A 25,903-nucleotide genomic window follows, 5' to 3' on the forward strand; every position below is an offset into this window, starting at 1 on the left:
TCCTGACTGTGAAGTGGATCCGAGTCGAGCCGCGGCTGGGGCCGGCCCCGCTGAGCGGCACAACCAGCCTGTCCGCGGCATTTGGGCGAGGTCTCCCCTGTCGTTGGTGCCCCTGACCGGGGCAGTTGGTCGTTCTCTCGTGCTAGTGGGACGTCCGGACTCGCGGCGGATGTCGTCGGCCTCGGCTTCGGGCTATTGCCCCCGACTGCCGGACCGTGACGCTACGGTCACGAGTCCTTGGTCCGTCCTGGATTCGTCCTAGGCCTCGATCTTTCGCGAGGGGTCGTCGGCTTGCTGACGGCTCCTCTTCGGGTTTTTGGTGTTGTGGTTTCGGTGTTCGGGCAGGTTGGTGGCTCGGCTGGGTTCCACGGCTCCGGTGGGGATGAGGCTGCTCGTGGGAGCGGGAAGTTCCTGGTCAGCCGGGGTTGGGGAGGGCTTCGAGTCGTGTCAGGGCGTCTGTGACCACGTCGGTCCAGGGCCAGTGTCTGGCGAGGCGGAGGATGCGGTGGCGGCCGGTCGTCACGAGCTGGGCGATGGCGGAGGACACTCGCAATCGCATGCGGCGGGGTTCCCACCTGCGGGCGGTGTCGGTCAGCGCGAGCATGGGCATCCAGGCCCGTTTGTCGGGTAGCCCCGGTCCATTGCTGGACCGGGGCTACCCGACAAACGTATCGGGTCCCATCCCCGTGTCCGTGTCGAGGGCGGCTCGCTCCTCGCACTGCTTGCGCATGCGCAGCGTCAGTCGGTCAAGGCGACGATGGTCGCGCTGGGGATTTCGTCTGGTTCATGTCGCCGATCGTCTGCCATAACCGCTGTGCCCGCCCGCGGTGTTGGTGCGCCAGGTGGTGGACGCCGGCGGCGGCGTCCAGGTCGCCGATCAGTTGCCAGCACGTGGCCTCGTCCTGACGGTCGCCGTGCCGCTGGAACAGGTGCGCCGCGCGCTCCAACGCCGGGCTTGCCCGGTCCCGGTCGTGCTGGCCGGCGTACACGCGGCCGACTTCCAGAAGCGTGTACGCGGCGCACCGCTCGTCGGCCAGTTCCTCGAAGGTGGCCAACGCCTGCCACAGGCAGCGCAGCGCCTCGTCCGGCTCACCGCGCCGATCGTGCAGCCGGCTGAACCGTCGCAGCACCACGGCCACGCGATGCCCGTCGCCCACGGCCCTGGCGAGACTCAAGGCCTCGTCGAACCAGAACTCCGCCTCGCCGAGCTTGCCCTGCATGAGCTTCATCACGGCCATGGAGCAGGACAGCTGCGCTTCGATGTGCCGGTCGCCCTCACCGACCGCGATGCTCAGCGCCTGCTCGACACGTTCGAGGGCTTCGTCGTCACGGTCCTGCACCCGGCTGACCGTACCCAGCATCGCCAGCGACAACGCCTCGCCGCGCTTGTCCCCACCGTCCCGGCACAGCCCGAGGGAGGACTCCAGGGCCCGGGTGGCCCGATCGAACTCGTCCTGGTAGATGTGCAGTTGGCCAAGACCGCGTAGCAGCACCGATGCGCCGCGCACGTTGCCGGCGGCCTCGGCCGCGTCCAGCGCGAGCCGGTGCCCGTGCTGCCAGTCCTGATAGAGACACCGGTGGTCGTAGTAGGTTGTTGCGCCGGCCGCCAGCTCCCAGGCCAATTCGTCCAGGCCCCAGTCCACGGCCATTTTCACCGCGCCGAGCAGGTTGTCGCGTTCCGCGTCGAACCAGCCGACCGGGTCGGCCATCAGCCGGTCCACGACCGCATCAGGCAGCGATCGGCGCGGTGCCGCACCGGGCGGGGCTGCCAGCAGCCCCGCCGCCGGCAGCCGATCGGTGCCGCGCCCGATCAGGTCGAGCCAAACGGACAGCACTCGGATGATCGCGTCCCTCTTGTCCGCCGTGGGCAGCGGGGCGGCGATCTCCACGGCACAGGTCCTGATCAGATCGTGCAGCCGGTAGCGCGGCTGGCCGATGGCGTCGGTGGCGGTCAGCCGCACCAGGCTGGCGTCGACGAGGGTGTCCAGCACCTCCTCTGCGTCCGAGCGGTCCAGCAGCGGGCCGACCACCCAGCCGGGCAGGGTGTAGGCGCCGAGCAGACCCAGCAGGCTCAGCGCGCGCACCGCGTCGGCGGGCAGCAGCCGTAAGCTCAGTTCGACGCTGGCTCGCACACTGAGGTCCCCGATCCTCAGCTCGGCCAGCCGCCGGGACTCGTCCTCGATCCGTTCCCGCAGCACCCGCAGCGACCAGGCCGGACGGCCCGTGAGCTTGCCGCTTGCGATCCGGATCGCCAGCGGCAGATTGCCGCAGCAGTCGAGGATCGCGTCGGCCTCCTCCGGTTCCCGCTCGACCCGCCACCGCCCGACGATTCCCGTGAACAACTCCCGCGCCTCTGCCGGGCTCAGCACGTCCAGGTCGAGGTGCAGAGCGCCGGGAAGCTGCGTCAGCAGAGTGCGGCTGGTGATCAACACGGCACAGCCGTTGGCAGCGGGCAGCAAGGGCAGCACCTGATCGGCGTGACCGGCATCGTCCAGCACCACCAGCATGCGACGGTCCGCCAGCAACGACCGGTAGAGCGCAGCCCGCTCGGCCAGGCCCTTCGGGATCGCACTGCCGGCGATCGAAAGCGCGCGCAGTGCCTCGGCCAGCATCAGCCCCGGGTCCCGCGGCTCATCGGACGTCGCCGCGAGGTTGAGGTAGAGCTGGCCGTCGGGGAAGGCGCCGCTCGCCAGCCGCGCAGCGTGCGTCACCAGGCAGGACTTGCCGACGCCGGGACCGCCCACGATGACGGCCACCCGGGCCCGGTTCGGCGCCGGCCCGACGAGCAGTCCGGCAATCTCGGCCAGTGCCTCGGCCCGGCCCACGAAGTCCGGTATGTCAAAGGGTAGTTGACGCACCGGCATCGCCATGGCCGGCCCGGCGGCCGCCGCGTCAGGGCTCTGCGGTGGTATGTCCAAGGGCCTGCTGGCTGCGACCGGGGCCGTCAAGGTGGGATCCGCGGTGAGTATGCGTTGGTGCAGCGCCTGGAGCGGCGGGGTGGGGTCGACGCCGAGTTCGTCGGCCAGTGTGCGGCGCAGCCGCTCGTACACGTGCAGCGCCTCGCCTTGTCGCCGGCACCGGCAGAGAGCGACTATCAGGTGTTCGGCGACATGCTCGTCGTAGGGGTGCGCGCGGAGCAGGGCGGTCAGCTCGTCAATGACCTCTCGATGACGCCCCAGACCGAGTTCGATGACCAGACACTGTTTGAGTGTGTCCGCGCGTTTCTCGTTCAGCCGTGCCGCATCGAGCTCCAGGACCCGGCTGGAGATGTCGGTCAGGGCATGCCCGCGCCAGCAGGCCAGCGCCCTCCGAAGTGCTACAGCTGTCTCGGACGGGTCCGTGTGCCGTTCGGCGAGGCGCCGCTCGTGGTCGAACTCCAGCAGGTCGAGCTGATCCGGGGACAGGTGGATCTCGTAACCGCCGCGCCGCGTACTGATCAGGGAGCCTGGTGCTCCGCACGCAGCGAGGTTGCGGCGCAGCCCGGAGACGGCGTCCTGGACCTGACGGACCGCAGTGGCTGGCGGTTTCCCGTCCCACATCACGGCCAAGAGCCGTTCCATGGCGACGATGTTGTTGGCGTCGATCAGAAGCGCGGCCAGCATCTTGGCCTGCCGCGGTCCGTCTAATCGGACCTCTCGTCCGGTGATCTGGGCATGTAACGGCCCCAGTACGCCGAATCTCATCTTCCCCCCAGGTACTTCATGATCAGCGTTGGTCACCTCGCTGACCTGGCACTAGGACGAATCTAGGACGGCCGACGAACGCGTGTCCATATCGTCGCCGTAGCGGGGCTCGCCGAAGATCAGTAGGCGGGCAATGCGTGCGGAGCGTGCTTTCACAGTCCGCGCTTGAGGCGACCAGGGGAGGTAGCCGGACCCAAGTGATGAGCAGCCCAGGCGAACGGGAGTGATCGCTGCGTATCTGCGTGGATCCAGGTGTCTCGATACCGCCTGCCTCAAGCCGAGCCCGCGTACGCACGGTTACCGGTCACTACGGCGCGGCCCACAAAACAGACACCAGATTCGCGTCGGCCTCTATTCCTCTCCAACCCTTTACTGAAAGGGTTTCCGATGAAACCCGGCACAGCTTCCAACGTAAGTTCGACCCCTGCCATCTCGTTCGCAAGCCCGCCTGGATGGCGAAGGTTCTGCTGGGCGCGGCGCCGGCGCATCGAAGACGCCAATCGCAAGCAGCCTGGAAAGAGGTATTACAGCAGCCCCTACCAGCAAATCAGCGGAGACTTCTGGACCTCCGACCTGGTTCCGATCGACGGCCCCGGCTACAGCTACTCGATGCCGCACGTGTATCTGTCCTGGGCACATGGCGTACTGCATTTTCCGCCATTCGTGTACCCCAAGTGCCTGACCAACCACGATTTCCACGGCAACTATCACAACTTCGGCAGTGGGTACAGCGACAGCAGTCACCCATCTGAACGCTGCTGAGCTGAGCCCGCAGGTGCCGCGCCTTGGGTGAGACGTCCCGCTTCGTCGGGTCAGCCAGAGAGGGCACGACAGGAGCACCACCCCCTTATGACCAGCACCACCCCCGCCGGATCCGATCCGGCTCACGGGCCGAAGCGCCGCACCTTCAGTCCCGAGTAGAAGCTGCGGATCGTGGCCGAATACGACGCCGCGCCCAAGAACGAGAAGGGCGTGATCCTGCGCCGTCAGGTGGACCGGCTGGAGAAGGAACTGGCCCGGAACAAGGCCGCGTTGGGGGTCATGGGAAAAGCTTCCGCGCTCGTGGGAATGATCTCCGAGGGCGCGGACTGAACGCTGCCGTCGACCCGGTGGTCGACGACGCGTTCACCGGCATCGAGGGCAAGCTCGGTATCACGGCGGCCTGCCGGCTGGGCCGCTCCCGGGCCCCCCACTACCGCCGGCTGCGTCCGGCGCCGCCGCGCGGACCCCGCGTGGCGACAGCCAGCCCGATGCCGGTGCCGCCACCGCTGACCACCACCTCTCGCCCTGCTCCACCCATCAGAACGCTCCATGTTCTGCCACGTCGATCGCCACCCTGTCACGGCCGCCTGGGGCCTCCGGCCGGAATACGAGGCGGTACCGAAGTACCTCCGCCACCGCTCGATCACGGGCGAGCGAGCCGCGGAGCTGGCACGAGATTCTTGCGACCCGTCGGACGGGCCCTAGTCCAAGGTCATCGTGCCGTGGGTGTAGCGCATGCCGTACTTCTCGCCGATCACGTTGACCTTCTCCAGGTCCATCGCGCCGTCCGCGGCCCTGGTCGCGGGGCCGGCCGCGAAGAGGTCCTCCAGGAAGTTGTCCCAACCGCCCGGTGTGGAGACCTGCAGTGCTCGCGCCGGAGGCTGGGAGGCGTTGCGCATGGCGTGGGGGATGCCGTGAGGCAGCAGCGCGCACATCCCGGGGGTCAAGCGGTAGGTCTGCCCTTGGAAGTCGATCTCCATCTCGCCTTCCAGGACATAGACGAACTCGTCCATGAGCTCGTGCACATGGAGCGGGATGTCGACGTCCAGGCGGTTCTCCAGGACGGCGAGCCGGCCTTCACTGTCAGCGGTGGAGACCTTGACGCCGAAGCCGGGCGGTAGCGGGGCCCGGGTCGGCCGGGTCTGTCCGGGCTCCAGCAGAACGAAACGGTCAGCGGACATGAGTGATCCCTTCCTACCGGTCAGGTGATCCCGATGGACAGCTCTCACCCTACCCACTAACCGGAGAAAATTCTCCAGTTATCCGGTGACCGCTTACGATCACCCCATGACCCCCGAGCCGCCCCTGCGCGCCGACGCCCAGCGCAACCGCGACCGCATCCTCGCCGCCGCGCGCGAGCTCTTTCAGGAGCGGGGCACCGCTGTGGCCCTCGACGACATCGCGCGCCGCGCCGGCGTGGGCGCCGGTACCCTCTACCGCCGGTTCCCCGACCGCGACGCGCTGATCCGCCAGGTCATCGTGGACGGCTTCGAGATCTGCCTGGCGGCGGTACGGGCCGCCCAGCGGGAACTGGCCGATCCTGCACGCGCGTTGGAGCGGCTTTTCGGGCGCGTGGTGGAACAGCGTGAACGCCTCGTACTCCCCCTGACCGGCGGACCGGTCCTGCGTGACCCGCAGGTCCAGGAACTCCAGCACGCCATCCGCGACGGCGTGGAGGAGATCCTCGCGGCCGGCCGGGCCGCCGGGGTCGTACGCTCCGACGTCACCCCGGAAGACCTGATCACCGCCGCCGCCATGGCGTGCCGCCCCATGCCCCACCTGCCCGGCGAAGTGAGCGCGGCGCTGGCCGTCCGACATGTGGCGGTCTACCTGCACGGACTGCGTCCCGAAGGCGCCGCGCCGCTGCCCGCGATCTCCCCGTCCGCCGAGTCCTTCGGCCGACACGTGGCCATGCACCAGCGCGATGCGAAACAAACCCCCTAAAGGCTGACCCGTCAGCTCGGCGCCCGCACCACGAGCGAAACAGGGTCGTTCGGCTGCTCGTTGCCGGAAGGCGGCAGAGATCGGCCGAGTCTGATGCCGGAACATGCCGTTCACGTCGGGCAACCAGGCGGCTACGTTGTTCCGACGGTCCTCGATGAGCGCAGCCGGTCCGCCGATCATGTTGGTGGTATAAGGCGATTGTGGGGAAAGGGGGAAAGATGGGTTACGTGGTAGTGGCGCTGACGGCCGTGGTGGCAATTCTGGCCGTCCCGATGACCGTGCTTGTACGCCGAGAACGCCGGCGCATACCGCTCAATCCCGAAGCGCATCGGATCGAAGCGGCAGCTACCCGCGGGCTTCGCGATGCACGCCGCCAGGCTCATGCCTATCAACATTTCGCTGATGTCAACGGCGTCAGCGCCCTGCGGGACCGTGACGCCCCGTAATAGTCAGCGGTCAACCGCCGCGAGATTTCGGTCGGCAGCCACTTTGATGGGTATGCGTCAGCCGGTGACGGCGAGGTTATGCAGGCGGGCGATGCCCAGCATGGCCTGATGGATGCCATCGCCTTTAAGGCGGCAGTCACGAAGGATCTTCCAGTTCTTCAACCGGGACAGCACGTGTTCCACCCGTGCCCGGGCTCAGCGGTGCACCTTGTTCTCCGCCCGACCCCAACGGAACTTGATCAATCCCTGGCCTACCGCGCACCAGGTTGTTCAGCTCGGTGATCGCGGTCCCTGGGTGTGGTGCTCACGCTTTCCCGTCGTCGCTTTCCCGGTCGCCGTCGGCGAGGTGCTCGCCCTGGCGAACGGGCGCGTGGGCTCCGCAGGGTCGGAAGCGGGCGAGGTATGCCGGGCTTGGGCCGCGGCGCTCGGTCAGATGGAGGCCGGCGGCGTCGGCGAGCCGGTGCAGCCGGCCGAAGGGGATCCAGTGCCGGTCGAAGAACTCGCCGATCACCAGTCGCCCGCCTGGTGCCAGCACCCGTGCCGCCTCGCGCAGTACCCGATCCGGCTCCGGGATCTCGCCGAGCGCGGTCACGGCGTATACGGCGTCGAATGTCCCGTCGGCGTAAGGCAGTTCACGTGCGTCCGAGCGGGTGGGCGTGATCGTCGCCAGGCCGTCGCGCTCGGCGCGGCACATCACGTGGTCGAGCATCTCCTGCTGGATGTCGAGCACATCGAGCCGTCCCTCCGGCCCGAGCTGCGGGGCGACGTGCAGCGACTGCAGTCCGGTCCCCGGGCCGATCTCCAGCATCCGCTCCCCCGGCCGCGGTTGCAGTACGGCGTCCATCCGGCCGGCGGTCAGGAACGGCAACGGCACGTCGAGCAGGCCGCGTTGGGCGTACGGATAGGGCGCGGTGTCGCCCAGCCACCAGGCGGCGGCCAACGCGGCGCCCGCGCCGGCGGCGACCGCCCAGCGGGTCCGGGCCGGGATCGGGGCGACGGGGGCGGTGGTGATGCGGTGCATGGTGTTCTCCGGTGGATCGATTCGGTCCGTGGTACGTAGTCGGGCGGTCGGCGTCACGCGGGCCGGCTCAGCGTCCGCAGCGCCAGCCGGCCGCACAGCGCGGCGAGCGGCAGCTCGGCGCCGAGCGCCATGGCGACCGCGGTGGCGAAGTCGCCGCCCGGGGCCGCGGTCGTGGTGTCGAACCAGGCGTCCACCACAAGCAGCGTCGCGGTCGCGGCGGCTGCCAGGGCGTGCCGCCGGTCGCTGCGGGCGGCGAGGAGGCCGGTGGCGATCAGGCCGAGCGCCTCCAGCGCGTCGAGCCCGGCCCAGGCAACCGACCAGTGCGCCGCGGTCGCGGTGGCCGGCAGGCCGGTGGCCAGCACGTACAGCCACGGCAGCAGGGCGAGCCCGCAGGCGACCAGCAGCCACCCGGCCCGCCGCATGCCCCGCGCCGGGCGCGGCTCCTCCGCCGCTTCGTGGAGCGGGATGACCTCGGCGCGGTCGAAGCCCTCGGCACCGGCCACTTCCTCATCACACAAGGCCAGTTGACGCATCGTCTTCCCCCGCTCCCCGCCGGCTCTCCCCTTCACGTGCTCCACCCTCCGCCGCACACCAGGGCGCCGTCAGTCACGCAGGGTTCCGACCCGGGGTGGAGACAAGTGCACCCCCGAACCGGGCGGGAGCGTCATGGCACGGGGATGGCCTGCGGCTTTACCGTTTGACGCATGCAACTCACGACGTGGCTGCAGCTGGTGCTGGGCCGGCCGTTCCGCAGGGCGGGACACCGGACCGCGCTCGTCGCCGCCGGCCTGCCGCTCCACCTCGCCGTGGTGCCACTGTGGCTCTGGCTGCTCGGCACGATGGCGGCGTTGGTGCCGGCCGTGACTCCGCTGCCCGTGCTGCTCACGCTCGTGGTGACACCCCTGCTGACCGTCGGGCAGCGGCGGCGCTACCGGGCGCTCGCCGGCAAGGACCTCCCGCGCCCCGCCGTACCCGGGCCGGGACGCAACTGGAAGTCGGCGGTGCGCCGGCTGACCACGCGGGCCTTGTGGCGGCAGGTCTGCTACCACGCCGTGGCGGGTCCGCTGCTCGCCGTCCTGGACCTCGCCGTCCTCGCCGTCTGGGCCGCCGCTCTCGTGGCCGCCTCCATCTACGTGTGGATCTGGGCGCTGCCCCCGCAATGGCGGGTCACCGACCTCGGGCACACCACGCAGGCCGCGTACATCACCGCCGGCGGCCTCGCCCTGCTGTTCCTCGGGCCCCGGCTGACCGGCGCTCTGGTGCGGCTGGAGACCCGGGCGGCCGAGGTCCTGCTCGGCCCCAGCCGCACGGAGAAGCTGGCCCGCCGGGTCGCCGACCTCGCCGAGAGCCGGGCCGGTGTGCTCGACGCCGCCGACGCCGAGCGGCGGCGGATCGAGCGCGACCTGCACGACGGCGCGCAGCAGCGCCTCGTCTCACTCGCCGTCAACCTGGGCCTGGCCAGGGCCACCCTCGGCGACCTGCCGGCGGATGCCCGCAAGGTGATCGACGAGGCGCACCGCGAGGCGAAGGAGGCGATCGCCGAGCTGAACAACCTGGTGCGCGGCCTGCATCCGGCCGTCCTTGAGGACCGCGGCCTCGACGCCGCGCTGTCCGGGGTCGCCGCCCGCCTCCCGATCCCGGTGCGCGTGGCGGTGGACCTGCCGCAGCGCCCCTCACCCACGGTCGAGGCCGTCGCGTACTTCGTGGTCTCCGAAGCCCTGACGAACGTGGTCAAACACGCCCAGGCGACCCGGGCGGACGTGACCGTGGAGCGGATCGGGGAGACACTGCTGGTGGTCGTCGCTGACGACGGCGCGGGCGGCGCGGATCTCGCGGCGGCCGGCGATGGCACCGGGCTCGCCGGGCTCGCCAAGCGCGTCGCGTCCGTCGACGGCACGTTCTCCTGCCGCAGCCCCGCCGGGGGCCCGACCGTCATCACCGTGGAGCTGCCGTGCGCGCCGTGATCGCCGAGGATTCCCTCTTGCTGCGCATCGGCGTGGTCAAGGTGCTGGAGGCGGCCGGCTTCGAGATGTGCGCGCAGGTCGCCGACGCAGAAGGGCTGCTGGCAGCCGTCGAGGAGCACCGGCCCGACATCGCCGTGGTCGACGTGCGCATGCCGCCCGGCTTCACCGACGAGGGAGTACGCGCCGCGCTGGTGATCCGCCGCCAGTACCCGCGTACCGCCGTGCTCCTGCTGTCGCAGTACGTGGAGGAGCGGTACGCCGCCGATCTGCTCGCCGCCAACACCTCGGGCGTCGGTTATCTGCTCAAGCAACGCGTCGCCGACGTCGAGGAGTTCGCCGAGGCGGTACGCCGGGTGGCGGCCGGCGGCACCGCGCTCGACCCGCAGGTCGTCGCGCAGCTGCTGGTGCGCCGGCACAGCGATCCGCTCGACCGGCTGACGCCGCGCGAGCGGGAGGTGCTGGAGCTGATGGCGGGCGGCCGGTCCAACTCCGGCATCGCCGCCGAGCTGGTCGTGAGCGAGAGCGCGGTCGCCAAGCACATCAACAGCATCTTCACCAAGCTCGACCTGCCCAAGGCCGACGCCGACCACCGCCGCGTCCTGGCGGTGCTGCGCTTCCTGGGCGTTGCGACCGCATAGTGCGCGATCCTGCCCGTATGCCCAGTCGACAACGGTGCTGATCACCATTCGGCGGGGAATGCGGCGCCTTCGGACACGTGCTCTTCACCAGGCTTTGCCGCGGCTGCTGCGCAGACCAGCAGGATCGAGGCCAGCGAGTACCAGCGGCCCCGCCGGGAGCGCGGATCGGGAACCGTTTCCAGGAAGACGCGCAGGTCAGGCACATCGATCGGGTGGAAAGGGGCCAGCTTGGCCAACACAGCGGGGATCGGGGAAGATGAGACAGTCGCATACATAGCCATGTCTTCGAAGAGGGCTGGCGGGGTGAGGCCGAAGGACTCGGCCTCACCCTGACGTTCCTGCGCAGCAAGCGGGAACAGGCCCGACGGTTCGAGCGGAACAGCCCCGTGGCCCTGGGGATTCCTGCTATCCCTTCGTCAGAAAGCCACAGATCACGGACGGGTGATCAGAAGCGCAATGACAGCAGTGCTGTCTGAGCGTGGGCATCGCGGTCATATGAATGCCGCGTCACAAGACCTCGGCGAGGCGGTCCACCTGGTTCGGGTCAAGGCCATAGCAGTAGAGCATGACCTCGTCGGCACCGAGGTTCGCGAAGTCGGCGATCGCACTGCGGATCTCGGTCGGCGTGGTGAGCATTCCGGCCACCATCCGGTCGGCCATGCCGGTGAATGCGTAGTACGCATGCATGTTGGCTTGGGCGTTGTGGACCACGTCTTCAGGGCTGAGCGCGACGTTGGCCTGCGCGACAATGCGCGGTTCGCCGTCGCGGTCGTACTCCTTCCAGAACCTGCGGGCGGTGTCGAACAGGCCGCCTGCCCAGGAGGGCGCCGCGGCTGCGAGGAAGCCGTCACCCCAGCGTGCGACGCGTTCGATTGCAGCGGGCTTGAAGCCGCCGAAGAGCACCTCGGGGCCGCCGGGCCGGGCAGGCGCAGGCCCGATCGGGCCGATGCTGTCTCCATACGGCTCGCCGGACCACAGGCGGCGCATCACCTCGATCTGCTCGTCGAGGCGTCGGCCTCGGGTGCGCATGTCGATGCCTGTGACCTGGTGGTCGTCGTCCCGGCCGCCGACGCCCAGGCCGAGGATCAGGCGGCCTCCGGTCATACGATCCAAGGTGGCGGTCTGCTTGGCGAGGAGGGCGGTGTCGCGCAGGGGAGCGAGCAGCACCTCGGTCTGGACGCGGATGCGGGAGGTGGCGCCCGCGAGGATGGCGAGTGCGACCAGGGGTTCGGGGTTGTGGTAGACGAGCCGGTCGAGCAGGCCGAGCGTGCTGAAAGGCCCGTCGTCGGCGCGCTGGGCCCAGGTGAGCAAGATGGCAGGGTCGGCGATGGGCAGGCCGATACCGACGTTCATGAAGGAGACTCCGAAGGGAAGGGTCGACAAAGAGTGCTGCCGCCCCTCCGGCACCTCAGAGAGGTGGGACGTTCCCGCTCTGCGGCGTGCTTCTGGGGAATGTCTCGTCGAAGTGATCTCACCTTGGGGTGATTCGGTTTGATGGCACAAGCCGATTTGGGCCGGCTGCTGCCCCGGTTGCAGACACCTCTGCAATCGGTTGGTGCAGAGAAGCTCCCGCAGCGGCGCGCCGGCGGCCGGATTTTCCCAGGCCCGCTCGATCACCAGCGCGCCGATCTGCCGGCGTGAGCCGCGATGTTGCGTGCGGCGTCAGGGCCCCGGTCGATCGTGAGGGTGCAGTCGGTGCAGTGGAACGTCCTGTCCGCGAGCGTGAGGCGTGGGTTTTGCCACCCGCAGGCGGATGCGAACGCCCTTCCGATGAGCCATCTATGCTGGTCCACAGCATCACAGGGGGGATAGCGGATGGACTGGTTCTGGTGGGTTCTCATCGTCTTTTGGACGGGTGGCTTCGCGTGGGCAGCTGACAACGTCCGCACCGCACTGCGTAATCGGCATGAGCGCAAGTTGCAGTTGCTGGAGGCGGCGAGACAGGAGCGCTTGGCCGTCGAAGCAGCGAACAAGCCCCCGGAGCCGGTGTGCGGATGCACGCACCATCTCGCCAAACACGACAAGCAGGGCCGGTGCCACGAGCGCGTCGAGGTGCCAGTGGCCTGGGATGAGAACAAGAAGCCGCTGCGTTACGAGGCTGGTCAGTGCAACTGCCAGCAGTACGTGGGACCGCAGCCTCTGTCTCAGGTGTTCGCGGAGGACCTGACAGATCTCGCCTGACCAGGATGGCGAGGCCACTGTCCGTACATGACACTGGGGACAGTTGATCGCCAGTGCGATGAGGGATTCCCTGGGCCTCTTCGCTCCCCACGGTGGCCGCATGGGCAGGGACGGTGTTCCCCGGCTGCGGCCGGTCGCCCTTCGCGAACGACGACGCGGGGCCGCGGTTGTGCCGCGGGTGCGGTGGTCCGCTCATGCCGTCAGCGATGGCGACGGCGGTGTTCCGCGCGTCTGCCTGCCGGTCCAGGCACTGGCGGCGGATGCGGCGGGCGCGGGCGAGGACCGAGGCGGTGCAGGCCGGTGTGACGGCCAGCTGCCGGAGTGCGGAACGTCGTGGACGGTCGGCGTCGAACGTCCTGCCTCGGCAACGTACTGCTCTCCCGCCTGCCGCAAACGGTCCCGGCACACGCGGCGCACGCAGTGGGCGTAGTTGTCGGCCACACGGTCATAGGACTCACGGACCACGTCGAGATCGGCCGGGCGGTCGACACGGTGTGCGCGCATCCGCCAACAGTAGGACGACCGTCTTGTACTGATGGGCTCGCGTTTTCACCTGTCACCGCTCTCCAGGGAACAGCCTGGCCCGCGACCCCAGTTCCTGCCGCGCCGTCGGCCACCCGCCTCCGCCGGCGCTCACCAACCCAGTTGTGGCATGCGTCGACCCTTGCCCCAATCGGGTGACTTTGGATCAGTTTCGTGGTGGACCACTGCAGGTCAGCCCCCTGGATGGGGAGTAGCAGGCGTAGATTCTTCACCAACTGAGTTTTTAGCCCTAGCTAAAGGTGGCATGCTGATGGAGTGGCAACGAGTGTTGTCTCTCCATGAGTTGGGGGTGAATCATGGGCATTTTTGCCCGTGACGAGAGCCGGACGACCTCAGCGGCTTCCCGGATAGCGCGACAGGCGACGGCCTCCCTGGCCGGCGTGCTGGCGGGGCAGGGCAAGACCCGCTCCGACCTGGCGGCGGCCATGGGTGTCAGCCCGGGCCGGGTCAGTCAGATCATGTCCGGCGATGCGAACCTGACCGTGCGCACCCTGGCCGCCGTGGCGGAGGCGCTGGATGCCGACGTCCAGATCACGTTCTGCCCAAGAGGGCAGTCGGCGGACGCCAAGGCCTGTGCCGGCACGGACGCGTCGCGCGTCAGGAGCAGTGGGCTGTCGGCCCGTCACTGAGCCTCGGGCTCGGCAGTGTGCCGCTCAGTCGTCCCGCCCCAGGGCTCACCCCTCTGTTGTCAGCGGGTGAGCCAGCGCTCGAACCAGCGGCGCTGTGGCGGCAGAGCCGGATGGTGGAACGCGTCGTTGGACGCCGCCTTCGCCCGCAGGGACTTGAGCTCTTCGCCATCACTGCGGCGGCCGTGGGCGTAGGCGAAGCGCAGCAGGTGTCCGCACTGGGCGAGGGCGGTGCCGAACGCCTGGCGGCGGGCGACGAGTTCGTCATCGGTCGGCTCGCGCTCGGCCTGGCGGCACGCCTCGTCGATGCTTGTCGCCACGTCCAGCGCCGTGTCGATCGCCGCCTCCACCTCCGTGTAGATGGCGTTGATCGTCTTGGTCTCGGCGGTGAGGGGATGCCGTTCCAGCAGGTACAGCTTGAGGTCGTGGACGAACACCCTGAGCTGGGCGGAGGTGTCGATACCGGCGAGAAAACGGTCGGCCCAGGTACAGGCGTCCAGGTGCACACGCTGCACCAGCCGCTCCCTGACCAGGGCGATGCCCAGGGTCATGAACTTGATGTACGGCTGTGCCGTCTCGTCCTGTTTGCGTCGGGGCAGCGCGGTCGCCCCCGTCGCGGCGCCCGCGATCACCGGAGGAATCGACGCCGCGTGCGGCAGCAGCACCACCGCGCCGGCCGCCACCCCGCCCATCAGCGCCAGCACGAGCAGCATCAGGGAGGACGACGCCCAGCTGCCCAGCAGTCGACCCTTGCCGGAGAACTCGCGGGCCAGACCCACCCACGCGATGGCCGCGCTCACGGCAGCAGGTAAGGCGTAGACAGCCAGCCAGGTGTGGTGAAGCCAACTCATCGACAGCCGCCCCCAAGACGTTCCACGGACAGGCCGGACCGCCTCGGACATGCGGATGCCAAGATGCCTCCCTCTCGGCACGTGTCACACCAGCGCTCAGCCCTCTCGCTGCCCACCTGTCGTCGCCAGCTGCCGCGAGTGGAGTTGATGATGTCAGCCAACGTGATACCACGCCGTCACTTTGAGCGACAATTGGCCAGCGTGTCCGGCCCGTCCAGCGAGCCGGCCGCTCCCGCGTCGTAGCGAAGCACTCAGAGCATCGCGGCTGGGTCCGATCGTCGTGGGCGTCGGTCGCAGCAAACCCCGTCAGGGACACATCAGTCCCCTGTCAGGGCCGCCTGTCACTCTCTTTCACGTGAACGGCACGGGACACTACCGAGGCCGGGAACGAGGAGAGGTGCCCGGAGTGGTTGATCGGGGACCAGCGAGCACGCCTCAAGGTCGGACCCCTTTGGGGGTCCACGCAGGTTCGAATCCTGCCCTCTCCGCCCCTTGCGCACCGCACTGACGTTCGCATGCCGGAGCCGTACGAGCCGCGCCTGCCGCTGTTCACGCTGACGGAGGCGCATCAGCTGCTGGACGTCCTGCAGCACTTCGGTACGACGGATCACGACTGGGGCGCGCGGGCCCGCCACTTCCTCGGCCTCGGCGGGGCGGGCGGTGATGGACACCATGCCGCGGATGATGCCCCACCCGGTGGGCCGGCGGGCGACCTTCGGACGGCGCATGGGCCTGCCTGACCGCAGCCGCTGGGTGAGGCTGCGGTCGATCGCCTGACGCCGGCGAGGGTCGTATAGCGACAGGTAGATCGCTTCGTGCGAGATCTGCATGGAGGCGTCACCAGGGAACTGCCGTCTCAGCCATCCCGCGATCTGCTCGGGTGACCAGCACAGTGCCAGCTCGGCTTCCACCAGGGCGCGCAGGGCAGGCCGTTGGGCGAGCTTGGCCTGCTTGGGGCGGCGCCCACGCGCGTAGGCGGCTGCATCGTCCGAGGCGGCTCGGTAGCGGTCCCGGCCGCCGTTGCGGGCGATCTCGCGGGAGACGGTCGAAGGGGATCGGCCCAGCCGCTTGGCCAGCTGCCGGGCCGATTCCCCAGCGGCGATGCCGCGGGATATCTCCTCGCGCTCGCTGCCACTCAGATGCCGCTCTGACCGCGTTTGCGGGGGTGAGGCGGACCCCGCCGCTCTGGTACAGGAAGCGACGGGCGGGCTGCATTGGCGCCCCGAGTGCCCGCCCGATCAAGCTGAACGACTCACCCTCACGCCAGCGTCTCCAGATCTCGTCCTGCTGAGCCGGCGAAAACCCGTAGTCACGCACCTGTGCCTCCATGATCACATGATCATCCGAAAGTGGTGTGTTGATCACTTGAGGGCGCCTTTCGTTTGCCGACACCCGGTGTGCTTGGGTCGGGGGCCGAGGCAGGGGTGCATGGCCGGGAGACGCGGCATGGTGGGACCGGCACGAGCGGGCCGTCCGAGAGCGCTGGCGTTGCCCGCGTAGGCCGGGGACGACGGGCGCCCAGGGGGACGCCGCCGCTGCTTCGGTGGGTCTTCTGGGTCATCCGGCGCAGTGAGAGTTCCTCGCCCGTCGCAGGGATGAGCTGTAGAAACGCGTGTCCTGTGGCTCCCGGTTCGGGAGCCACAGGACACCGGAGGGGGCTTGCATTCACGCGGAAGGTCGTATGGCCGCCGTGGTTCGATCAGGGGTTGACCAGAGTCCAGTAGGCGTTGACTTCGGACCAGTTCGTCCAGCCGCTTCCGTTGCTCTGGGTGTAGCCCATGTGGCCGCCACCGCCGAGGGCGAAGGCCGTGTTCTGGCTGGTGTCCGGGTCGTAGGTCTCGACGGGGTCGGAGGCGAAGTTGTTCCAGTAGGCGTTGACTTCGGCCCAGTTGCTCCAGCTGGCCCCGCCGTTGCCGCTCTGGGTGTAGCCGATCCTGCCGTCGCCGCCGCGCGCGAGCAGCGAGATCGTCTTCGTGGCGGCGTTGTAGACCGGGTGGGGGTCGCCGGCGAAGTTGTTCCAGTAGGCGTTGACTTCGGCCCAGTTGCTCCAGCTGGCTCCGTCGTTGCTGCTCTGGGTGTAGCCGATCTTGCCGTCGCCGCCGCGGGCGAAGACGGTGATCTGCTTGGTGTCGGGATTGAGGAGAATGTGGGGGTCGCCGGCGAAATTGTTCCAGTAGGCGTTGACTTCGGCCCAGTTGCTCCAGCTGGCTCCGTCGTTGGCGCTCTGGGTGTAGCCGATCTTGCCGTCGCCGCCGCGGGCGAACACGGTGATCTGCTTGGTGTTGGGGTTGTAGATCGCGTGGGGGTCGCCGGCGAAGTTGTTCCAGTAGGCGTTGACTTCGGCCCAGTTGCTCCAGCTGGCCCCGCCGTTGCTGCTCTGGGTGTAGCCGATCTTGCCGTCGCCGCCGCGGGCGAACACGGTGACCTTCTTGGTGTCGGGGTTGTACACCGCGGAGGCGTCGCCCTTGAAGTTGCTCCAGTAGGCGTTGACCTGGGTCCAGTTCGACCAGCTGGCGCCGTTGTTGTTGCTGGTGCTGATGCCCATGGCGCCGTTGGCCGAGCCGCGGGCGAAGAGCATGGTCGTCTTGGTGTCCGGGTCGTAGATCGCGTTCGGGTTTCCTTGCAGTGTCCAGTAAGCGTTGGCCTCGGCCCAGTTTGACCAGCTGGCTCCGCCGTTCGTGCTCTTGGTGAAGCCGAGGTGACCGCCGCCGCCGAGGCCGAACAAGGTCATGGTCTTGGTGTCGGGGTTGTAGACCGACCAGGTGCTGTCCGAGGTGTTGCCGCTGTTGATCGTGACGGGGGTGGTGTCGACGTTCTTGTAGCGCAGGCCGACGTAGCCGCTGGTCGCCCAGCCCTCCAGGGTGGAGTTGTTGATGTTGGCCGGGGTCGGGCCGTGCGTGGGGTCGCTCGGGTTGCTCTCCGCGTAGTAGGTGAAGTCGCCGGTGGCCTTGTTGGTCCAGTTGTCGAACAGGAATATGTGGTCGTGGGGGTAGGCCATCGCGTCGCCCTGCTGCAGGTTGGTGAACGCGCCGACCCCGGTGTCGTAGGCGGTGTTGGGGCTGCCGTCGGAGTTGGTGAAGGACGGGCCGCCGTCGGTGACGACGAGGCTGGTGCCCAGGTGCCAGGCCATGGACACGAACCCGGAGCAGTCCTCGCGGTAGGTGGTGCCCTCCGGGTCGGCGGTGTAGGCGCTCTGGTTGTAGGGGACGTGGTTGGCCACCCAGAACTGGGCCCGGGACATCATCTCGCCCGGGGTGATCGCGCCTCCGACGGAGCTCGTCGCGGACGCGCTGGTCGAGGCGGCCACACCGGTCACGGTCGTGGCGGCGGTCAGGGCGGCGAGGGATGCGAGGGATGCGAGGGCTCTGCGCTTGGTGCGGGCCATGGCGGGCTCCTTGAATGGTGACTGAGTTCGGGAATGTGCGTGGTGGTGCTGGAGATGCCGGGGTTGCGCGGGGACTGTGGGCTATCGGGCGGCGCGCAGGTGGGTGGCCAAGGTGGCCAGCACCTTCTGATCACTGTTCGGGGTGGCCGACTCGGTCTGGCCGGCTGAGGCGAGGTCGGTGTACTGCAGGACCGTCAGCTCGTTGCCGTACGCGGAGAGGTAGACGTGGTGGGTCTGCCGGCCCGGGGCCGACATGCCGGGGACGGCGTTCCACTGGTACTGCCAGGCGGTGGCGTCGCTGCCGGTTGCGGTGCGGGTGACGGTCGCGTCCGGGCGCAGGCCGTGCTGGGTCTGCAGGGCGCGCAACGGGGTCTGGCAGGACTGGAGGCCGGTTTCGGCCTGCTGGAGGGCGTGGGCGGCGTCGGCGGGGGTGGCGAAGGTGAACGTGTCCTGGATGGCGGGGGTGTTCGCGGCGCTGGCCCAGCCCTGCTGGAGCCAGGCGGTGGTGCCGCTGATGGCGGCGCACTCGTTGAGGCCGACGCGGTGGCCGGTCGGGCGCGATACCGGCGCGCCGATCGGTTTCCACAGTGCCTTGGCGTTGTCGGGCAGCTGCGCGGCGGCCAGCGGGGCCGCGGGCCGTGCGGCGGTGCTCGTCGTCGGCCCGGCTGCGGGGGCGGGCGGGGGCACGACGGGGTGCGCGCCCGGGGAAGCCGTGCTGCTCGTGGCGCCTCTGGGCGCGAGTGCGGCGGGGGCGGCGTGGACGGGCCCGGTGGCGGCGGGTGCGGTCGCGGCGGCCGCTGAACTGAGGTGTGCGGCGGCGAAGGCGGCGGCCGCGATGACGGGTACGGCCGTGATGGCCAGGGCGCGTCGGCGAAGCGTCGGCATGGCAAGTAGTCCCTTTCGAGGGTTCTGGGGGTGAAGGCTCGTACTGTGCGACAGGGCTGCGGCGTCAGCTGTCCTGCAGGAACAGCTGCCTCGCCAGGGGGCGCTCGGGAGCCGCGCGATCGAAGGACCCCGCCAACCGATGGGAAAGTCGGGCCGCGCAATCTCTGGGCGATTGAGAGGATTGGCGTAACGCGAAAGCCGGGGCCGAGGCGGAATTCCGCGATCTCAGCCGGGGACTTTGGGAGTCCATTCGGGAATGCAGGGCAGCAGGTGTTCGAGCGCAGTGGCCACCTGGTCTTGGCAGTCGGACACGTCGCTGCGGAAGAACAGTCCGAGATCGATCCAGGCCGGCCCGGAGCGGGCGCGCATGTGCTCGATGCCGAGCCCCGGGTCCATGCGGGCCCACAAGATGTCGAGGATCCGCTCGGCGTCACCGGGTGCCGGCTGCGGCGTCTCAGGGCTGGTCAGGACCAGGTGAACCAGGTGCATATCGCTCAGTCCCAGCCGATGCCGTTGGCCAGGCCCGCGCCGTCGGCCACAGTCGTCGCCTCTGCGGCCGCCGCTACCGCGGCCGCCGGAGCGTGGTCCCGACCGATGCCGTCGGCCAGGAGGCCTGTCGTCACGCCGGTCGCGGTGGCGAACGCGGACAGGGCCAGCAGCAGCGCGGCAGCGGCAGTGCGGGTCATCTTCGACATGGCAGCCCCCGAAACGGTTAGAGGAAGTGAATGGAATTCACCTTCTGGTCTATCCGCCAGGCGGTTTGGTTGCCGCCGGCGTCCTGAGAAGACAATGCCGCCCGCGCCAGGCCGCCGGGAATTCCTTCAGAGCGGCACCAACGTGCCGGGCACCTTGGTGCCCGCCCCGGCACCCGAAGCCGTTCACCCGCCAGGCGTTGCGCGGCAGGCCTGGCACTGAGAGGATCATCGGCTGCACGGTGGTCTGCAGGCGTCACGACGCACGGGGGGTGCGGCAATCATGGTGCTCGGTGTTCTGGGGCTGGAACCGGTGGTCGAGACGGTCTACTCGGCCTTGCTGCGGCACCCGCAGTCGACCCTTTCCGACCTCCAGGCCGTCACAGACATGACGGAACAACAAGTACGGGCAGCCCTTGACGACCTGGCCGACCGCGCATTCCTGCGCCCCTCGCGGGACATCCCAGGGGGCTTGCGTGTCGTCAGTCCGCAGGTGGCCCTCGATCTGATGGTCCGCCGGCAAGAAGCAGACCTGGCGCGACGGGCCCAGGAACTGGCCGCAAGCAAGGTCGCAGCCGCCGAGGCCGTCGCGGCGTTCGGGACCCTCGCCCCCAACACGCCAGTGGACGGAGCGGAACGCTTGGTCGGGATGGACGCCATCGAAGGCAGACTGGAGATCCTCGCCAAGGAGTTGCGGCGCGAGTGCCTGTCGGTGATGCCGGGCGGTGCCCAGTCGCAGGCCAGCCTGGACGCCTCACGCCCGCTGGACGCCGACGCGCTTGGCCGAGGCATCGCGATCCTCACGCTCTACCAGGACAGCGTCCGCAACGACCAGGCCACCCACGACTACGCGCACTGGCTGACCGAGAGCGGCGGAGAGGTCCGCACCGCGCCGCTGCTGCCGCCTCGGATGCTGATCTTCGACCGCGAGATCGCGATCGTCCCGATCGATCCCACGGACACGAAGGCCGGTGCGCTGTGCACCCGCGAGCCGGGGATCGTCGCCTCCCTCGTCGCCGTCTACGAACAGGCCTGGGCAACCGCGGTCCCCCTTGGTGCCGCAACCACCCGCGACACCCACACTGGCCTGACACCCGCCGAACGCGAACTTCTCACTCTCCTGGCTCGCGGTATGACCGACGAAGCCGCCGCCAAACGACTCGGCATCGGACTGCGCACCGTCCGCCGCCAGATGGCCACCCTCATGGAACGTCTCGGCGCCAGCAGCCGCTTCGAGGCAGGCCTCAAGGCCGCCCAACGCGGCTGGCTGTAAACGGCCCTGTTCTCGGTGGCCACCGGCCAGCTCACCGCGGCGTGACCGGCTCGCCTTGGAAACCCGTCAGATCCTGCCCCTGAAGCTGGAAGCGGCCTGATTCCTCGGCCTGCCACGGGGACGTGCTCGACGCCCTCGGGGCCTTTGTCGACGGGGCGCGGCCCGGCGCGCGCCTCGTCAGCCGGTCAGGTGGGCCACCACCGAACCCATCGCGTGGCGCAGGGCCGGACGGATCTCCTCAGGTGCATCGACGGTCTCGAAGCCATGGTGGCCGTTCGGGACGTCGACCACTTCCAGGTGCGCCCCGCAGTCCTCGGCCGCGGTCACAAACGCCTCCACGGTGGCGGCGATCTCGGGTGTCTCTCGCCCCGCGCGGAGAAGGACGAGGGGCAGGTCGCCCGCGTGCGCGACCGCCCGGAGCGGGTGGAACCGTCCGTCGCTCAGCCCCCAGTTGGGCAGCGGTGCCAGGATCGGGTAGGAGGCAACCAGGCAGCGCAGCCAGGCCGGAGGCTGTCTCAGCCAGTCCGCGGTGAGCAGGCCGCCACCGGAGAAGAACCACAGGGCGACCCGGCCGGCGTCCACCCGGGGATCGGCTCGCACCAGTTCCACGGCGGCGGTGACGTCCGCCGCCGCGCGCTCGTAGTCGGCGACGTCGTGCAGCCGGTGGTCGAGGGTCACGCCGACCACCCCCTCCGCTGCCGCCAGGCGGGCGTACCCCACCAGCGTCGGCCAGTCGCGCGGGGTCGGCCGGGCCCCGACCGGCACCGGGCCGCCGTGCACGAAGACCACGGCCGGTCGCGGGCCCTCGACGTCGGGGAAGTACAGGTCGACATGCCCCCTGCGGGACCGGGGTAGCTCGGGTACGTCCAGCGGGAACGGGCGCAGGTGGGCGGGCGGTGTGCCGAGGCCGGCCGGTCGCAGGCGGCGCCCCTCGCCGGCCGCGGCGCGCAGCAGGACGTCCGCCAGCGCGGCGGGGCAGGACAGCATCGGCCAGTGACCGGTGGGCAGTTCGAAACAGGTGACCTGAGGTCGCGTCAGGATCGCCAAGGCGGGGTCACCGAGGTCGATGAGCCGTTGCACCAGGTCGATGCTGACGCCGTTACGGGTGCACAACACCCCTGTGGTGGGCACGGTGCTGGCCGCTCCGGTCAGCCGCAGCGGCTGCAGCAGGGTGCCCAGCGGCTGCGGCGCCGCAAGGGTGGTGAGCCGGTCCAGCGCCGCGTCACAGACGCCTTCGGTACTGCCCCAGCGCTGCCACTCGTCACGGGTGGGCGGCGCCAACTCGCCCTCGTCTGGCTCATCTTGGACCCGATCGGCCAGCTGCGCGCGCAGGGCCTGGTCCGGTAGCACGGCCAGAGCCGGGACCCCGTTCTGCGGCATACCGCAGTCCAGGTACACGACGCGGGCGACGCGCTGTGACCGCCGGTCAGCCGCGCCGAGCACCGGATGGATGCCGTACTCGTGACCGACGAGCACGATCTGTCTGCCGGGCACCGCGCCCACTGCGTCGATCACCGCGATCACGTCCGCGATGTGCGTCTCCAGATCGACGGGGGCTGATGCGGCGGGACGGCCCGTATCGACTCCGGTGAGCCGCACCGCATGCACCTCGGCGCCCGCCGCTGTCAGGCACGCGGCCGTCTCCTGCCACACATGGGCGCCGGTGAACACGCCCGCCACCATGATGAACACGGTCATTGCTCTCTCCTCGTTCCGTCACATGGCGTCACACCGGTCGCGTACGCCGCGGTCCGCGGACCGGAGGTGTGTCCCGGCCTGCGCGTGCCGGTACCGTAGGAACTCCCCCACAGGGAGGTTCAACTGTCGTCGCACGAGGTTGTCTGGAGCATCGGCGAGCTCGCCGAGCGCGCCGGGGCCACCGTGAAAACCGTCCGCTTCTACTCCGACCAGGGCCTGCTGCCTGAGGCCTCCCGCAGCAGCGGCGGGCACCGCCGTTACGGCCCCGAGGCGTTGGAGCGGCTGCGGCTGATCCGCTCCCTGCGCGTCCTCGACCTCCCGCTGGCCGAAGTGCGGCGGGTCATCGAGGACGACGAGCCCGCAGCGGGACGTGTGCTGCAGGACGCCGTCGCGGGCCGCCTGCGTGAGCTCGGCGGTGAACTGAAGGCGTTGCGCTGGCGGGAGGCGGCGCTGCGGCTGGTGCGGGACTGCCCGCCCGCGGAACAGGCAGACCGGCTGCGGCTGATCGGCGCGGTGAGCATCCCGCCGAACACGGCTCCGCTGGCCCGGTTCTGGCGTGCCTGGCTGCCGCCGCGGATGCCGGCCCGGGCCAGGTCGGCGTTCTTGGAGGTGGCCGTTCCGCAACCGCCCGACGACCCGGACCCGGAGCAGGCGCTCGCCTTCGCCCGGCTGCACGCGATGACGACGGCTCCCTGCCCGGGCGGCCGGCAGCCCCAGCCGGAGGTGCATGGGGTGGCCGGGGCCCGCGGGGCGGCCAAGCTGTACGCGGGCCTCGCTGAGGCGTACGAGCTCGCGGGCCCGCAACTGCGCCGGGCACGGCATCCGTACCCGGGTGAGGCGCTGGACGCCTATGTGGCCGCGTACGCGAGCGCGTACGGCAGAGGGGACACCCGGGAGTTCCGCCGCCTGCTGGCCGCGCGGCTCGCGGCCGGGCCCCGCCTGGACCGGTACTGGGAGCTGACAGCCGTAGTGCTCACGCCGCCGGGCGGCCGGCCGGAGCCGACCCCGGGCTCCGCGGACGACTGGCTGCGTGCGGCACTGGAGCGGGACAACGCCGGAGCGGCGTAGAGCGCGCCGGGAAGGGGCGGACGGTCCCGACCGGCGACCAGGTCCGGCGACGTCACAAGGTGCCGGTCGCGGCGGGCCATGTCATCCCGTACCGCCCGCGTGATGGCGCCGCCGTCTGGTCCACCCACACCGCCGACCGGCAACACACCGATCACGTGTGCAGCTCTGCTCAGTCAACAGCTGCGGTGGGAAGGGCGACAGCCGTAGCGATGAAGCCGCCGTCGACCAGCCAGCGGCCATCAAACTCGGTGAGCGCGGCCCCGTTCACCTGCGGCGCGTCGACGAGCAGTTTCGCGATGAAGGTGCCATTGGCGGGATCAATGGTGATCGAGGCGTCCTTGAACGTGAGCCTGCGCCGGGTCAGTGGGAACCACGCCTTGTACACCGACTCCTTGGCGCTGAACAGGATCCGGTCCCAATGCCGCCCCGGCACCAACGCGGCCAGCGCCGCCAGCCGGTGTTGCTCATCGGCCGAGGCGACCGAGCTGAGGACTGCGTCGGAGAGCTTGTCGTGAGGTTCGGCGTCCAGGCCGATGGCGGCGATCTCCTGGCGGCGCGCCACGGCGCACGCGCGGTAACCGGCACAGTGCGTCATGCTCCCGACCACGCCGGCCGGCCACTGGGGGGCGCCGCGCGCGCCGGGCACGATCGGGGTCGGCGGCAGCCCGATCCGGGCCAGCGCGGCCCGCGCGCAGGCCCGGGCGGTCGTGAACTCGCGGCGCCGCCCCTCGACGGCCTTGGCGATGACCGCCTCCTCCGCAGGAAACAGCGTCACACCGGGCGGGTCGGTGAACGTCTCCTCAACGGCCACCACGGCGGGCAGGATCGCCTCGATCATCGGAACACTCCCGTGGCGTTCAGCGCGGGAACCATGGGGCCGGCAGGATCTGTCGTGGAATGACGGGGTGGTCTGGAATGCGGAGCCGCTCCGTGCGGTGGCGCCACTTGCGGGGAGCACCGACTGAGACCTTCTCGAACCTGTCGTCCCAGGTGTTCCGGGGGATGTGCGGGCCGCGCCGCCCGGTCCCGGTACCGCAGGAGCAGCGGAGCGGCAGTGGCTGGGCCCCTGTGGAAACGCCCCTGCGTGATCAGCTGGAACACCCCCGCGACAGACCCGGCCGCCAAGCCGAAGCGCCCTACCTTCATCCCGAGTGCAAGCTGCGGACGGCCGACGAGCACGACACCGCCCCGAACGCGGACGCCGGCACTCGGGTGCCTCTGAACGGCGTCTGATGCACCTGAGTGGAACGCTAACGGCACCACCCCAGGTGGGGCAACCGACCACACCCCGGGGCGTCACCTCTGATGACGGCAACGCCGGCCACCCGGGCAGGACGAGCATCAAGCCCCGTTCGCCGAGGAGTTGACGGTCTTCGGCAAGGTCTTGTCCGGGTATATCCGCATCCACCGTGGCAAACGGATGTCTGAATACTGCTGTCAACCGAAGAGTAAGCAGGTTGACAGAGTGTTCTGACTATCTTTCGATGGTGTGATCACTGGGGCTTGTGTTCATCGGGCACCCAGGAGCCATCTATGACTGGGGGACATGAAGTGCGCAGTGGCATTCCGGGACCGTTATCGGCCTCGCCTACGGCGCCCGCGGCACCGCAGGCTCTCGCACTCCTCGCGGTACGTACACACCGATGCGTCCTCACGTTCCGTGGACTGACCACCACGGCACCTGAGAAGCCGGAAGGCCGCGAACGGCGCTCGGCACCAGCGATGTCCGCACGTCCGGACCACTGCCGGGCCCGGGACGCCAGGCCCTGGACGCCGGTGACTGCCGGAAAGCCGCACGGTGCCTGCGCGAGGCACTTGCCCTCCGGCGCGGGGCCGCGCCTGTCGGCGTCCAGGCGGGACGACGCCTGGAGGCCGAGATCAAAGACCCGGAAGAGATGAGACCGAGGGCGTTCGACCCACGCATCAAGGCCGAACTGACCATACTGGTCGAGCGCTGCCCCGCCCATGAAGGACGTCATGGAGAGGCTTCGACCCGGCTCCGAAAGCTCCGGCGCTCCAGCCTGCTCTCCGGCTCGAACAGTTCCCACGTGTCGAGGTTGAACGAACGAGGGTTCTCCTCAACAGGGCCCGCCGGCGCAATCCTCACGCGCTGCACGCTCGCGATCAGCCCCGGCGGCCCGCATCGCCGGAGCGGATCATCCGCATGCCGGTCATCCAGGTGGTGACGCGAGCCACCAAGCCCACCGGGAACGACAGGAACTCTCCAGAGACTCCTCAGCCGC

The 25,903-nt window shown here is 69.7% G+C and carries 25 protein-coding genes and 4 pseudogenes; 13 read left to right on the plus strand and 16 right to left on the minus strand.

Annotated elements, in window-relative coordinates; genetic code table 11:
- Nucleotides 1-415: 415 nt before the first annotated feature.
- Both ACWC2T_RS33850 and ACWC2T_RS33855 read right to left on the minus strand, forming a co-directional pair.
- A pseudogene (locus ACWC2T_RS33850) lies at nucleotides 416-625 on the minus strand (transposase); the annotation flags it as partial.
- A 121-nt stretch (nucleotides 626-746) separates the two neighbouring features.
- Nucleotides 747-3,683, minus strand: a complete 2,937-nt coding sequence (locus ACWC2T_RS33855; protein ID WP_450674155.1) for a BTAD domain-containing putative transcriptional regulator — start codon at nucleotides 3,681-3,683, stop codon at nucleotides 747-749.
- A 387-nt stretch (nucleotides 3,684-4,070) separates the two neighbouring features.
- Between ACWC2T_RS33855 and ACWC2T_RS33860 the strand changes: the two genes are divergently transcribed.
- Entirely contained in the window at nucleotides 4,071-4,445 is a 375-nt protein-coding gene (locus tag ACWC2T_RS33860) for a hypothetical protein (protein ID WP_450674156.1), read from the plus strand.
- A gap of 171 nt (nucleotides 4,446-4,616) precedes the next feature.
- Entirely contained in the window at nucleotides 4,617-4,775 is a 159-nt protein-coding gene (locus tag ACWC2T_RS33865) for a hypothetical protein (RefSeq protein WP_450674157.1), read from the plus strand.
- Between the two features lie 371 nt (nucleotides 4,776-5,146).
- Here ACWC2T_RS33865 and ACWC2T_RS33870 read toward each other — a convergent pair whose 3' ends face one another.
- Complete coding sequence (locus ACWC2T_RS33870; protein ID WP_450674158.1) at nucleotides 5,147-5,626, minus strand: cupin domain-containing protein; 480 nt, start codon at nucleotides 5,624-5,626, stop codon at nucleotides 5,147-5,149.
- 106 nt (nucleotides 5,627-5,732) lie between these two features.
- On the opposite strand from ACWC2T_RS33870, the gene ACWC2T_RS33875 reads away from it, so the two are divergent.
- The gene (locus tag ACWC2T_RS33875) at nucleotides 5,733-6,389 is read left to right on the plus strand and encodes a TetR/AcrR family transcriptional regulator (RefSeq protein WP_450674159.1); all 657 of its coding nucleotides are present in this window, start codon (nucleotides 5,733-5,735) and stop codon (nucleotides 6,387-6,389) included.
- A gap of 218 nt (nucleotides 6,390-6,607) precedes the next feature.
- Complete coding sequence (locus ACWC2T_RS33880) at nucleotides 6,608-6,835, plus strand: hypothetical protein (RefSeq protein ID WP_450674160.1); 228 nt, start codon at nucleotides 6,608-6,610, stop codon at nucleotides 6,833-6,835.
- 57 nt (nucleotides 6,836-6,892) lie between these two features.
- Here the strand turns inward: ACWC2T_RS33880 and ACWC2T_RS33885 are convergent.
- From ACWC2T_RS33885 to ACWC2T_RS33895, 3 genes and pseudogenes are all read right to left on the minus strand, one after another.
- Nucleotides 6,893-7,039 (minus strand): annotated as a pseudogene (locus ACWC2T_RS33885) (transposase); the annotation flags it as partial.
- Between the two features lie 100 nt (nucleotides 7,040-7,139).
- Complete coding sequence (locus tag ACWC2T_RS33890) at nucleotides 7,140-7,856, minus strand: class I SAM-dependent methyltransferase (protein ID WP_450674161.1); 717 nt, start codon at nucleotides 7,854-7,856, stop codon at nucleotides 7,140-7,142.
- A gap of 53 nt (nucleotides 7,857-7,909) precedes the next feature.
- Nucleotides 7,910-8,425, minus strand: a complete 516-nt coding sequence (locus tag ACWC2T_RS33895) for a hypothetical protein (protein WP_450674162.1) — start codon at nucleotides 8,423-8,425, stop codon at nucleotides 7,910-7,912.
- 135 nt (nucleotides 8,426-8,560) lie between these two features.
- On the opposite strand from ACWC2T_RS33895, the gene ACWC2T_RS33900 reads away from it, so the two are divergent.
- Together ACWC2T_RS33900 and ACWC2T_RS33905 are read left to right on the plus strand one after the other, a co-directional pair.
- Nucleotides 8,561-9,820 (plus strand): sensor histidine kinase, encoded by a 1,260-nt coding sequence (locus tag ACWC2T_RS33900; protein ID WP_450674163.1) that lies wholly within the window; start codon nucleotides 8,561-8,563, stop codon nucleotides 9,818-9,820.
- Nucleotides 9,808-10,458: a response regulator transcription factor gene (locus tag ACWC2T_RS33905; RefSeq protein ID WP_089100675.1), complete on the plus strand. Its 651-nt coding sequence runs from the start codon at nucleotides 9,808-9,810 to the stop codon at nucleotides 10,456-10,458. Before ACWC2T_RS33900 ends, ACWC2T_RS33905 begins: the two co-directional genes overlap by 13 nt.
- Before the next feature lie 41 nt (nucleotides 10,459-10,499).
- On the opposite strand, the gene ACWC2T_RS33910 is transcribed toward ACWC2T_RS33905, so the two are convergent.
- Together ACWC2T_RS33910 and ACWC2T_RS33915 are read right to left on the minus strand one after the other, a co-directional pair.
- Nucleotides 10,500-10,694 carry a hypothetical protein gene (locus ACWC2T_RS33910; protein WP_450674164.1) on the minus strand — a complete coding sequence of 65 codons (195 nt, stop codon included), beginning with the start codon at nucleotides 10,692-10,694 and terminating at the stop codon, nucleotides 10,500-10,502.
- 271 nt (nucleotides 10,695-10,965) lie between these two features.
- Nucleotides 10,966-11,811 carry an LLM class flavin-dependent oxidoreductase gene (locus tag ACWC2T_RS33915; protein WP_450674207.1) on the minus strand — a complete coding sequence of 282 codons (846 nt, stop codon included), beginning with the start codon at nucleotides 11,809-11,811 and terminating at the stop codon, nucleotides 10,966-10,968.
- Nucleotides 11,812-12,273: 462 nt separating this feature from the next.
- On the opposite strand from ACWC2T_RS33915, the gene ACWC2T_RS33920 reads away from it, so the two are divergent.
- The gene (locus tag ACWC2T_RS33920; protein ID WP_450674165.1) at nucleotides 12,274-12,639 is read left to right on the plus strand and encodes a hypothetical protein; all 366 of its coding nucleotides are present in this window, start codon (nucleotides 12,274-12,276) and stop codon (nucleotides 12,637-12,639) included.
- Nucleotides 12,640-13,478: 839 nt separating this feature from the next.
- Nucleotides 13,479-13,811, plus strand: a complete 333-nt coding sequence (locus ACWC2T_RS33925; RefSeq protein WP_450674166.1) for a helix-turn-helix domain-containing protein — start codon at nucleotides 13,479-13,481, stop codon at nucleotides 13,809-13,811.
- A 59-nt stretch (nucleotides 13,812-13,870) separates the two neighbouring features.
- Here ACWC2T_RS33925 and ACWC2T_RS33930 read toward each other — a convergent pair whose 3' ends face one another.
- Nucleotides 13,871-14,608: a hypothetical protein gene (locus tag ACWC2T_RS33930; protein ID WP_450674167.1), complete on the minus strand. Its 738-nt coding sequence runs from the start codon at nucleotides 14,606-14,608 to the stop codon at nucleotides 13,871-13,873.
- A 442-nt stretch (nucleotides 14,609-15,050) separates the two neighbouring features.
- Here ACWC2T_RS33930 and ACWC2T_RS33935 point away from each other — a divergent pair.
- Together ACWC2T_RS33935 and ACWC2T_RS33940 are read left to right on the plus strand one after the other, a co-directional pair.
- Nucleotides 15,051-15,147: pseudogene (locus ACWC2T_RS33935) on the plus strand.
- A 27-nt stretch (nucleotides 15,148-15,174) separates the two neighbouring features.
- Nucleotides 15,175-15,399, plus strand: coding sequence for a hypothetical protein (locus ACWC2T_RS33940; protein WP_450674168.1), 225 nt, complete (start codon nucleotides 15,175-15,177; stop codon nucleotides 15,397-15,399).
- Here the strand turns inward: ACWC2T_RS33940 and ACWC2T_RS33945 are convergent.
- The 5 genes and pseudogenes from ACWC2T_RS33945 to ACWC2T_RS33965 all read right to left on the minus strand — a co-directional run.
- Nucleotides 15,295-15,976: pseudogene (locus tag ACWC2T_RS33945) on the minus strand (transposase); the annotation flags it as partial. The gene ACWC2T_RS33940 and the pseudogene ACWC2T_RS33945 overlap by 105 nt on opposite strands.
- Nucleotides 15,977-16,358: 382 nt before the next feature.
- On the minus strand, nucleotides 16,359-18,044 hold the full coding sequence (locus ACWC2T_RS33950) for a hypothetical protein (protein WP_450674169.1): 1,686 nt from the start codon (nucleotides 18,042-18,044) through the stop codon (nucleotides 16,359-16,361).
- An 81-nt stretch (nucleotides 18,045-18,125) separates the two neighbouring features.
- Entirely contained in the window at nucleotides 18,126-18,929 is an 804-nt protein-coding gene (locus tag ACWC2T_RS33955) for a hypothetical protein (RefSeq protein ID WP_450674170.1), read from the minus strand.
- 225 nt (nucleotides 18,930-19,154) lie between these two features.
- A complete protein-coding gene (locus ACWC2T_RS33960; protein ID WP_450674171.1) occupies nucleotides 19,155-19,418 on the minus strand; it encodes a hypothetical protein in 264 nt (87 codons plus the stop codon).
- A 5-nt stretch (nucleotides 19,419-19,423) separates the two neighbouring features.
- A complete protein-coding gene (locus tag ACWC2T_RS33965; protein WP_450674172.1) occupies nucleotides 19,424-19,615 on the minus strand; it encodes a hypothetical protein in 192 nt (63 codons plus the stop codon).
- Nucleotides 19,616-19,904: 289 nt separating this feature from the next.
- Here ACWC2T_RS33965 and ACWC2T_RS33970 point away from each other — a divergent pair, with 289 nt between their 5' ends.
- Nucleotides 19,905-20,894, plus strand: a complete 990-nt coding sequence (locus ACWC2T_RS33970) for a LuxR C-terminal-related transcriptional regulator (RefSeq protein WP_450674173.1) — start codon at nucleotides 19,905-19,907, stop codon at nucleotides 20,892-20,894.
- Nucleotides 20,895-21,071: 177 nt separating this feature from the next.
- On the opposite strand, the gene ACWC2T_RS33975 is transcribed toward ACWC2T_RS33970, so the two are convergent.
- Nucleotides 21,072-22,592, minus strand: coding sequence for an alpha/beta hydrolase (locus ACWC2T_RS33975; protein WP_450674174.1), 1,521 nt, complete (start codon nucleotides 22,590-22,592; stop codon nucleotides 21,072-21,074).
- Between the two features lie 123 nt (nucleotides 22,593-22,715).
- On the opposite strand from ACWC2T_RS33975, the gene ACWC2T_RS33980 reads away from it, so the two are divergent.
- Nucleotides 22,716-23,660, plus strand: coding sequence for a MerR family transcriptional regulator (locus ACWC2T_RS33980; protein ID WP_450674208.1), 945 nt, complete (start codon nucleotides 22,716-22,718; stop codon nucleotides 23,658-23,660).
- A gap of 169 nt (nucleotides 23,661-23,829) precedes the next feature.
- On the opposite strand, the gene ACWC2T_RS33985 is transcribed toward ACWC2T_RS33980, so the two are convergent.
- Nucleotides 23,830-24,498: a 4'-phosphopantetheinyl transferase family protein gene (locus ACWC2T_RS33985; RefSeq protein WP_450674175.1), complete on the minus strand. Its 669-nt coding sequence runs from the start codon at nucleotides 24,496-24,498 to the stop codon at nucleotides 23,830-23,832.
- Nucleotides 24,499-25,426: 928 nt separating this feature from the next.
- Here ACWC2T_RS33985 and ACWC2T_RS33990 point away from each other — a divergent pair.
- Nucleotides 25,427-25,846: a BTAD domain-containing putative transcriptional regulator gene (locus ACWC2T_RS33990; protein ID WP_450674209.1), complete on the plus strand. Its 420-nt coding sequence runs from the start codon at nucleotides 25,427-25,429 to the stop codon at nucleotides 25,844-25,846.
- The last annotated feature ends 57 nt before the right edge of the window (nucleotides 25,847-25,903 follow it).

The organism is Streptomyces sp. NPDC001393 (assembly GCF_053597455.1).

Excerpts from the sequence above, each read along its gene's own strand:
- ACWC2T_RS33880 (WP_450674160.1), top strand. The coding sequence starts at position 6,608 with ATGGGTTACGTGGTAGTGGCGCTGACGGCCGTGGTGGCAATTCTGGCC.
- ACWC2T_RS33955 (WP_450674170.1), bottom strand. The coding sequence starts at position 18,929 with ATGCCGACGCTTCGCCGACGCGCCCTGGCCATCACGGCCGTACCCGTC.
- ACWC2T_RS33940 (WP_450674168.1), top strand. The coding sequence starts at position 15,175 with ATGCCGGAGCCGTACGAGCCGCGCCTGCCGCTGTTCACGCTGACGGAG.
- ACWC2T_RS33985 (WP_450674175.1), bottom strand. The coding sequence starts at position 24,498 with ATGATCGAGGCGATCCTGCCCGCCGTGGTGGCCGTTGAGGAGACGTTC.
- ACWC2T_RS33970 (WP_450674173.1), top strand. The coding sequence starts at position 19,905 with ATGGTGCTCGGTGTTCTGGGGCTGGAACCGGTGGTCGAGACGGTCTAC.
- ACWC2T_RS33925 (WP_450674166.1), top strand. The coding sequence starts at position 13,479 with ATGGGCATTTTTGCCCGTGACGAGAGCCGGACGACCTCAGCGGCTTCC.
- ACWC2T_RS33975 (WP_450674174.1), bottom strand. The coding sequence starts at position 22,592 with ATGACCGTGTTCATCATGGTGGCGGGCGTGTTCACCGGCGCCCATGTG.
- ACWC2T_RS33915 (WP_450674207.1), bottom strand. The coding sequence starts at position 11,811 with ATGAACGTCGGTATCGGCCTGCCCATCGCCGACCCTGCCATCTTGCTC.
- ACWC2T_RS33960 (WP_450674171.1), bottom strand. The coding sequence starts at position 19,418 with ATGCACCTGGTTCACCTGGTCCTGACCAGCCCTGAGACGCCGCAGCCG.
- ACWC2T_RS33890 (WP_450674161.1), bottom strand. The coding sequence starts at position 7,856 with ATGCACCGCATCACCACCGCCCCCGTCGCCCCGATCCCGGCCCGGACC.
- ACWC2T_RS33860 (WP_450674156.1), top strand. The coding sequence starts at position 4,071 with ATGAAACCCGGCACAGCTTCCAACGTAAGTTCGACCCCTGCCATCTCG.
- ACWC2T_RS33870 (WP_450674158.1), bottom strand. The coding sequence starts at position 5,626 with ATGTCCGCTGACCGTTTCGTTCTGCTGGAGCCCGGACAGACCCGGCCG.
- ACWC2T_RS33900 (WP_450674163.1), top strand. The coding sequence starts at position 8,561 with ATGCAACTCACGACGTGGCTGCAGCTGGTGCTGGGCCGGCCGTTCCGC.
- ACWC2T_RS33855 (WP_450674155.1), bottom strand. The coding sequence starts at position 3,683 with ATGAGATTCGGCGTACTGGGGCCGTTACATGCCCAGATCACCGGACGA.
- ACWC2T_RS33965 (WP_450674172.1), bottom strand. The coding sequence starts at position 19,615 with ATGACCCGCACTGCCGCTGCCGCGCTGCTGCTGGCCCTGTCCGCGTTC.
- ACWC2T_RS33920 (WP_450674165.1), top strand. The coding sequence starts at position 12,274 with ATGGACTGGTTCTGGTGGGTTCTCATCGTCTTTTGGACGGGTGGCTTC.
- ACWC2T_RS33950 (WP_450674169.1), bottom strand. The coding sequence starts at position 18,044 with ATGGCCCGCACCAAGCGCAGAGCCCTCGCATCCCTCGCATCCCTCGCC.
- ACWC2T_RS33875 (WP_450674159.1), top strand. The coding sequence starts at position 5,733 with ATGACCCCCGAGCCGCCCCTGCGCGCCGACGCCCAGCGCAACCGCGAC.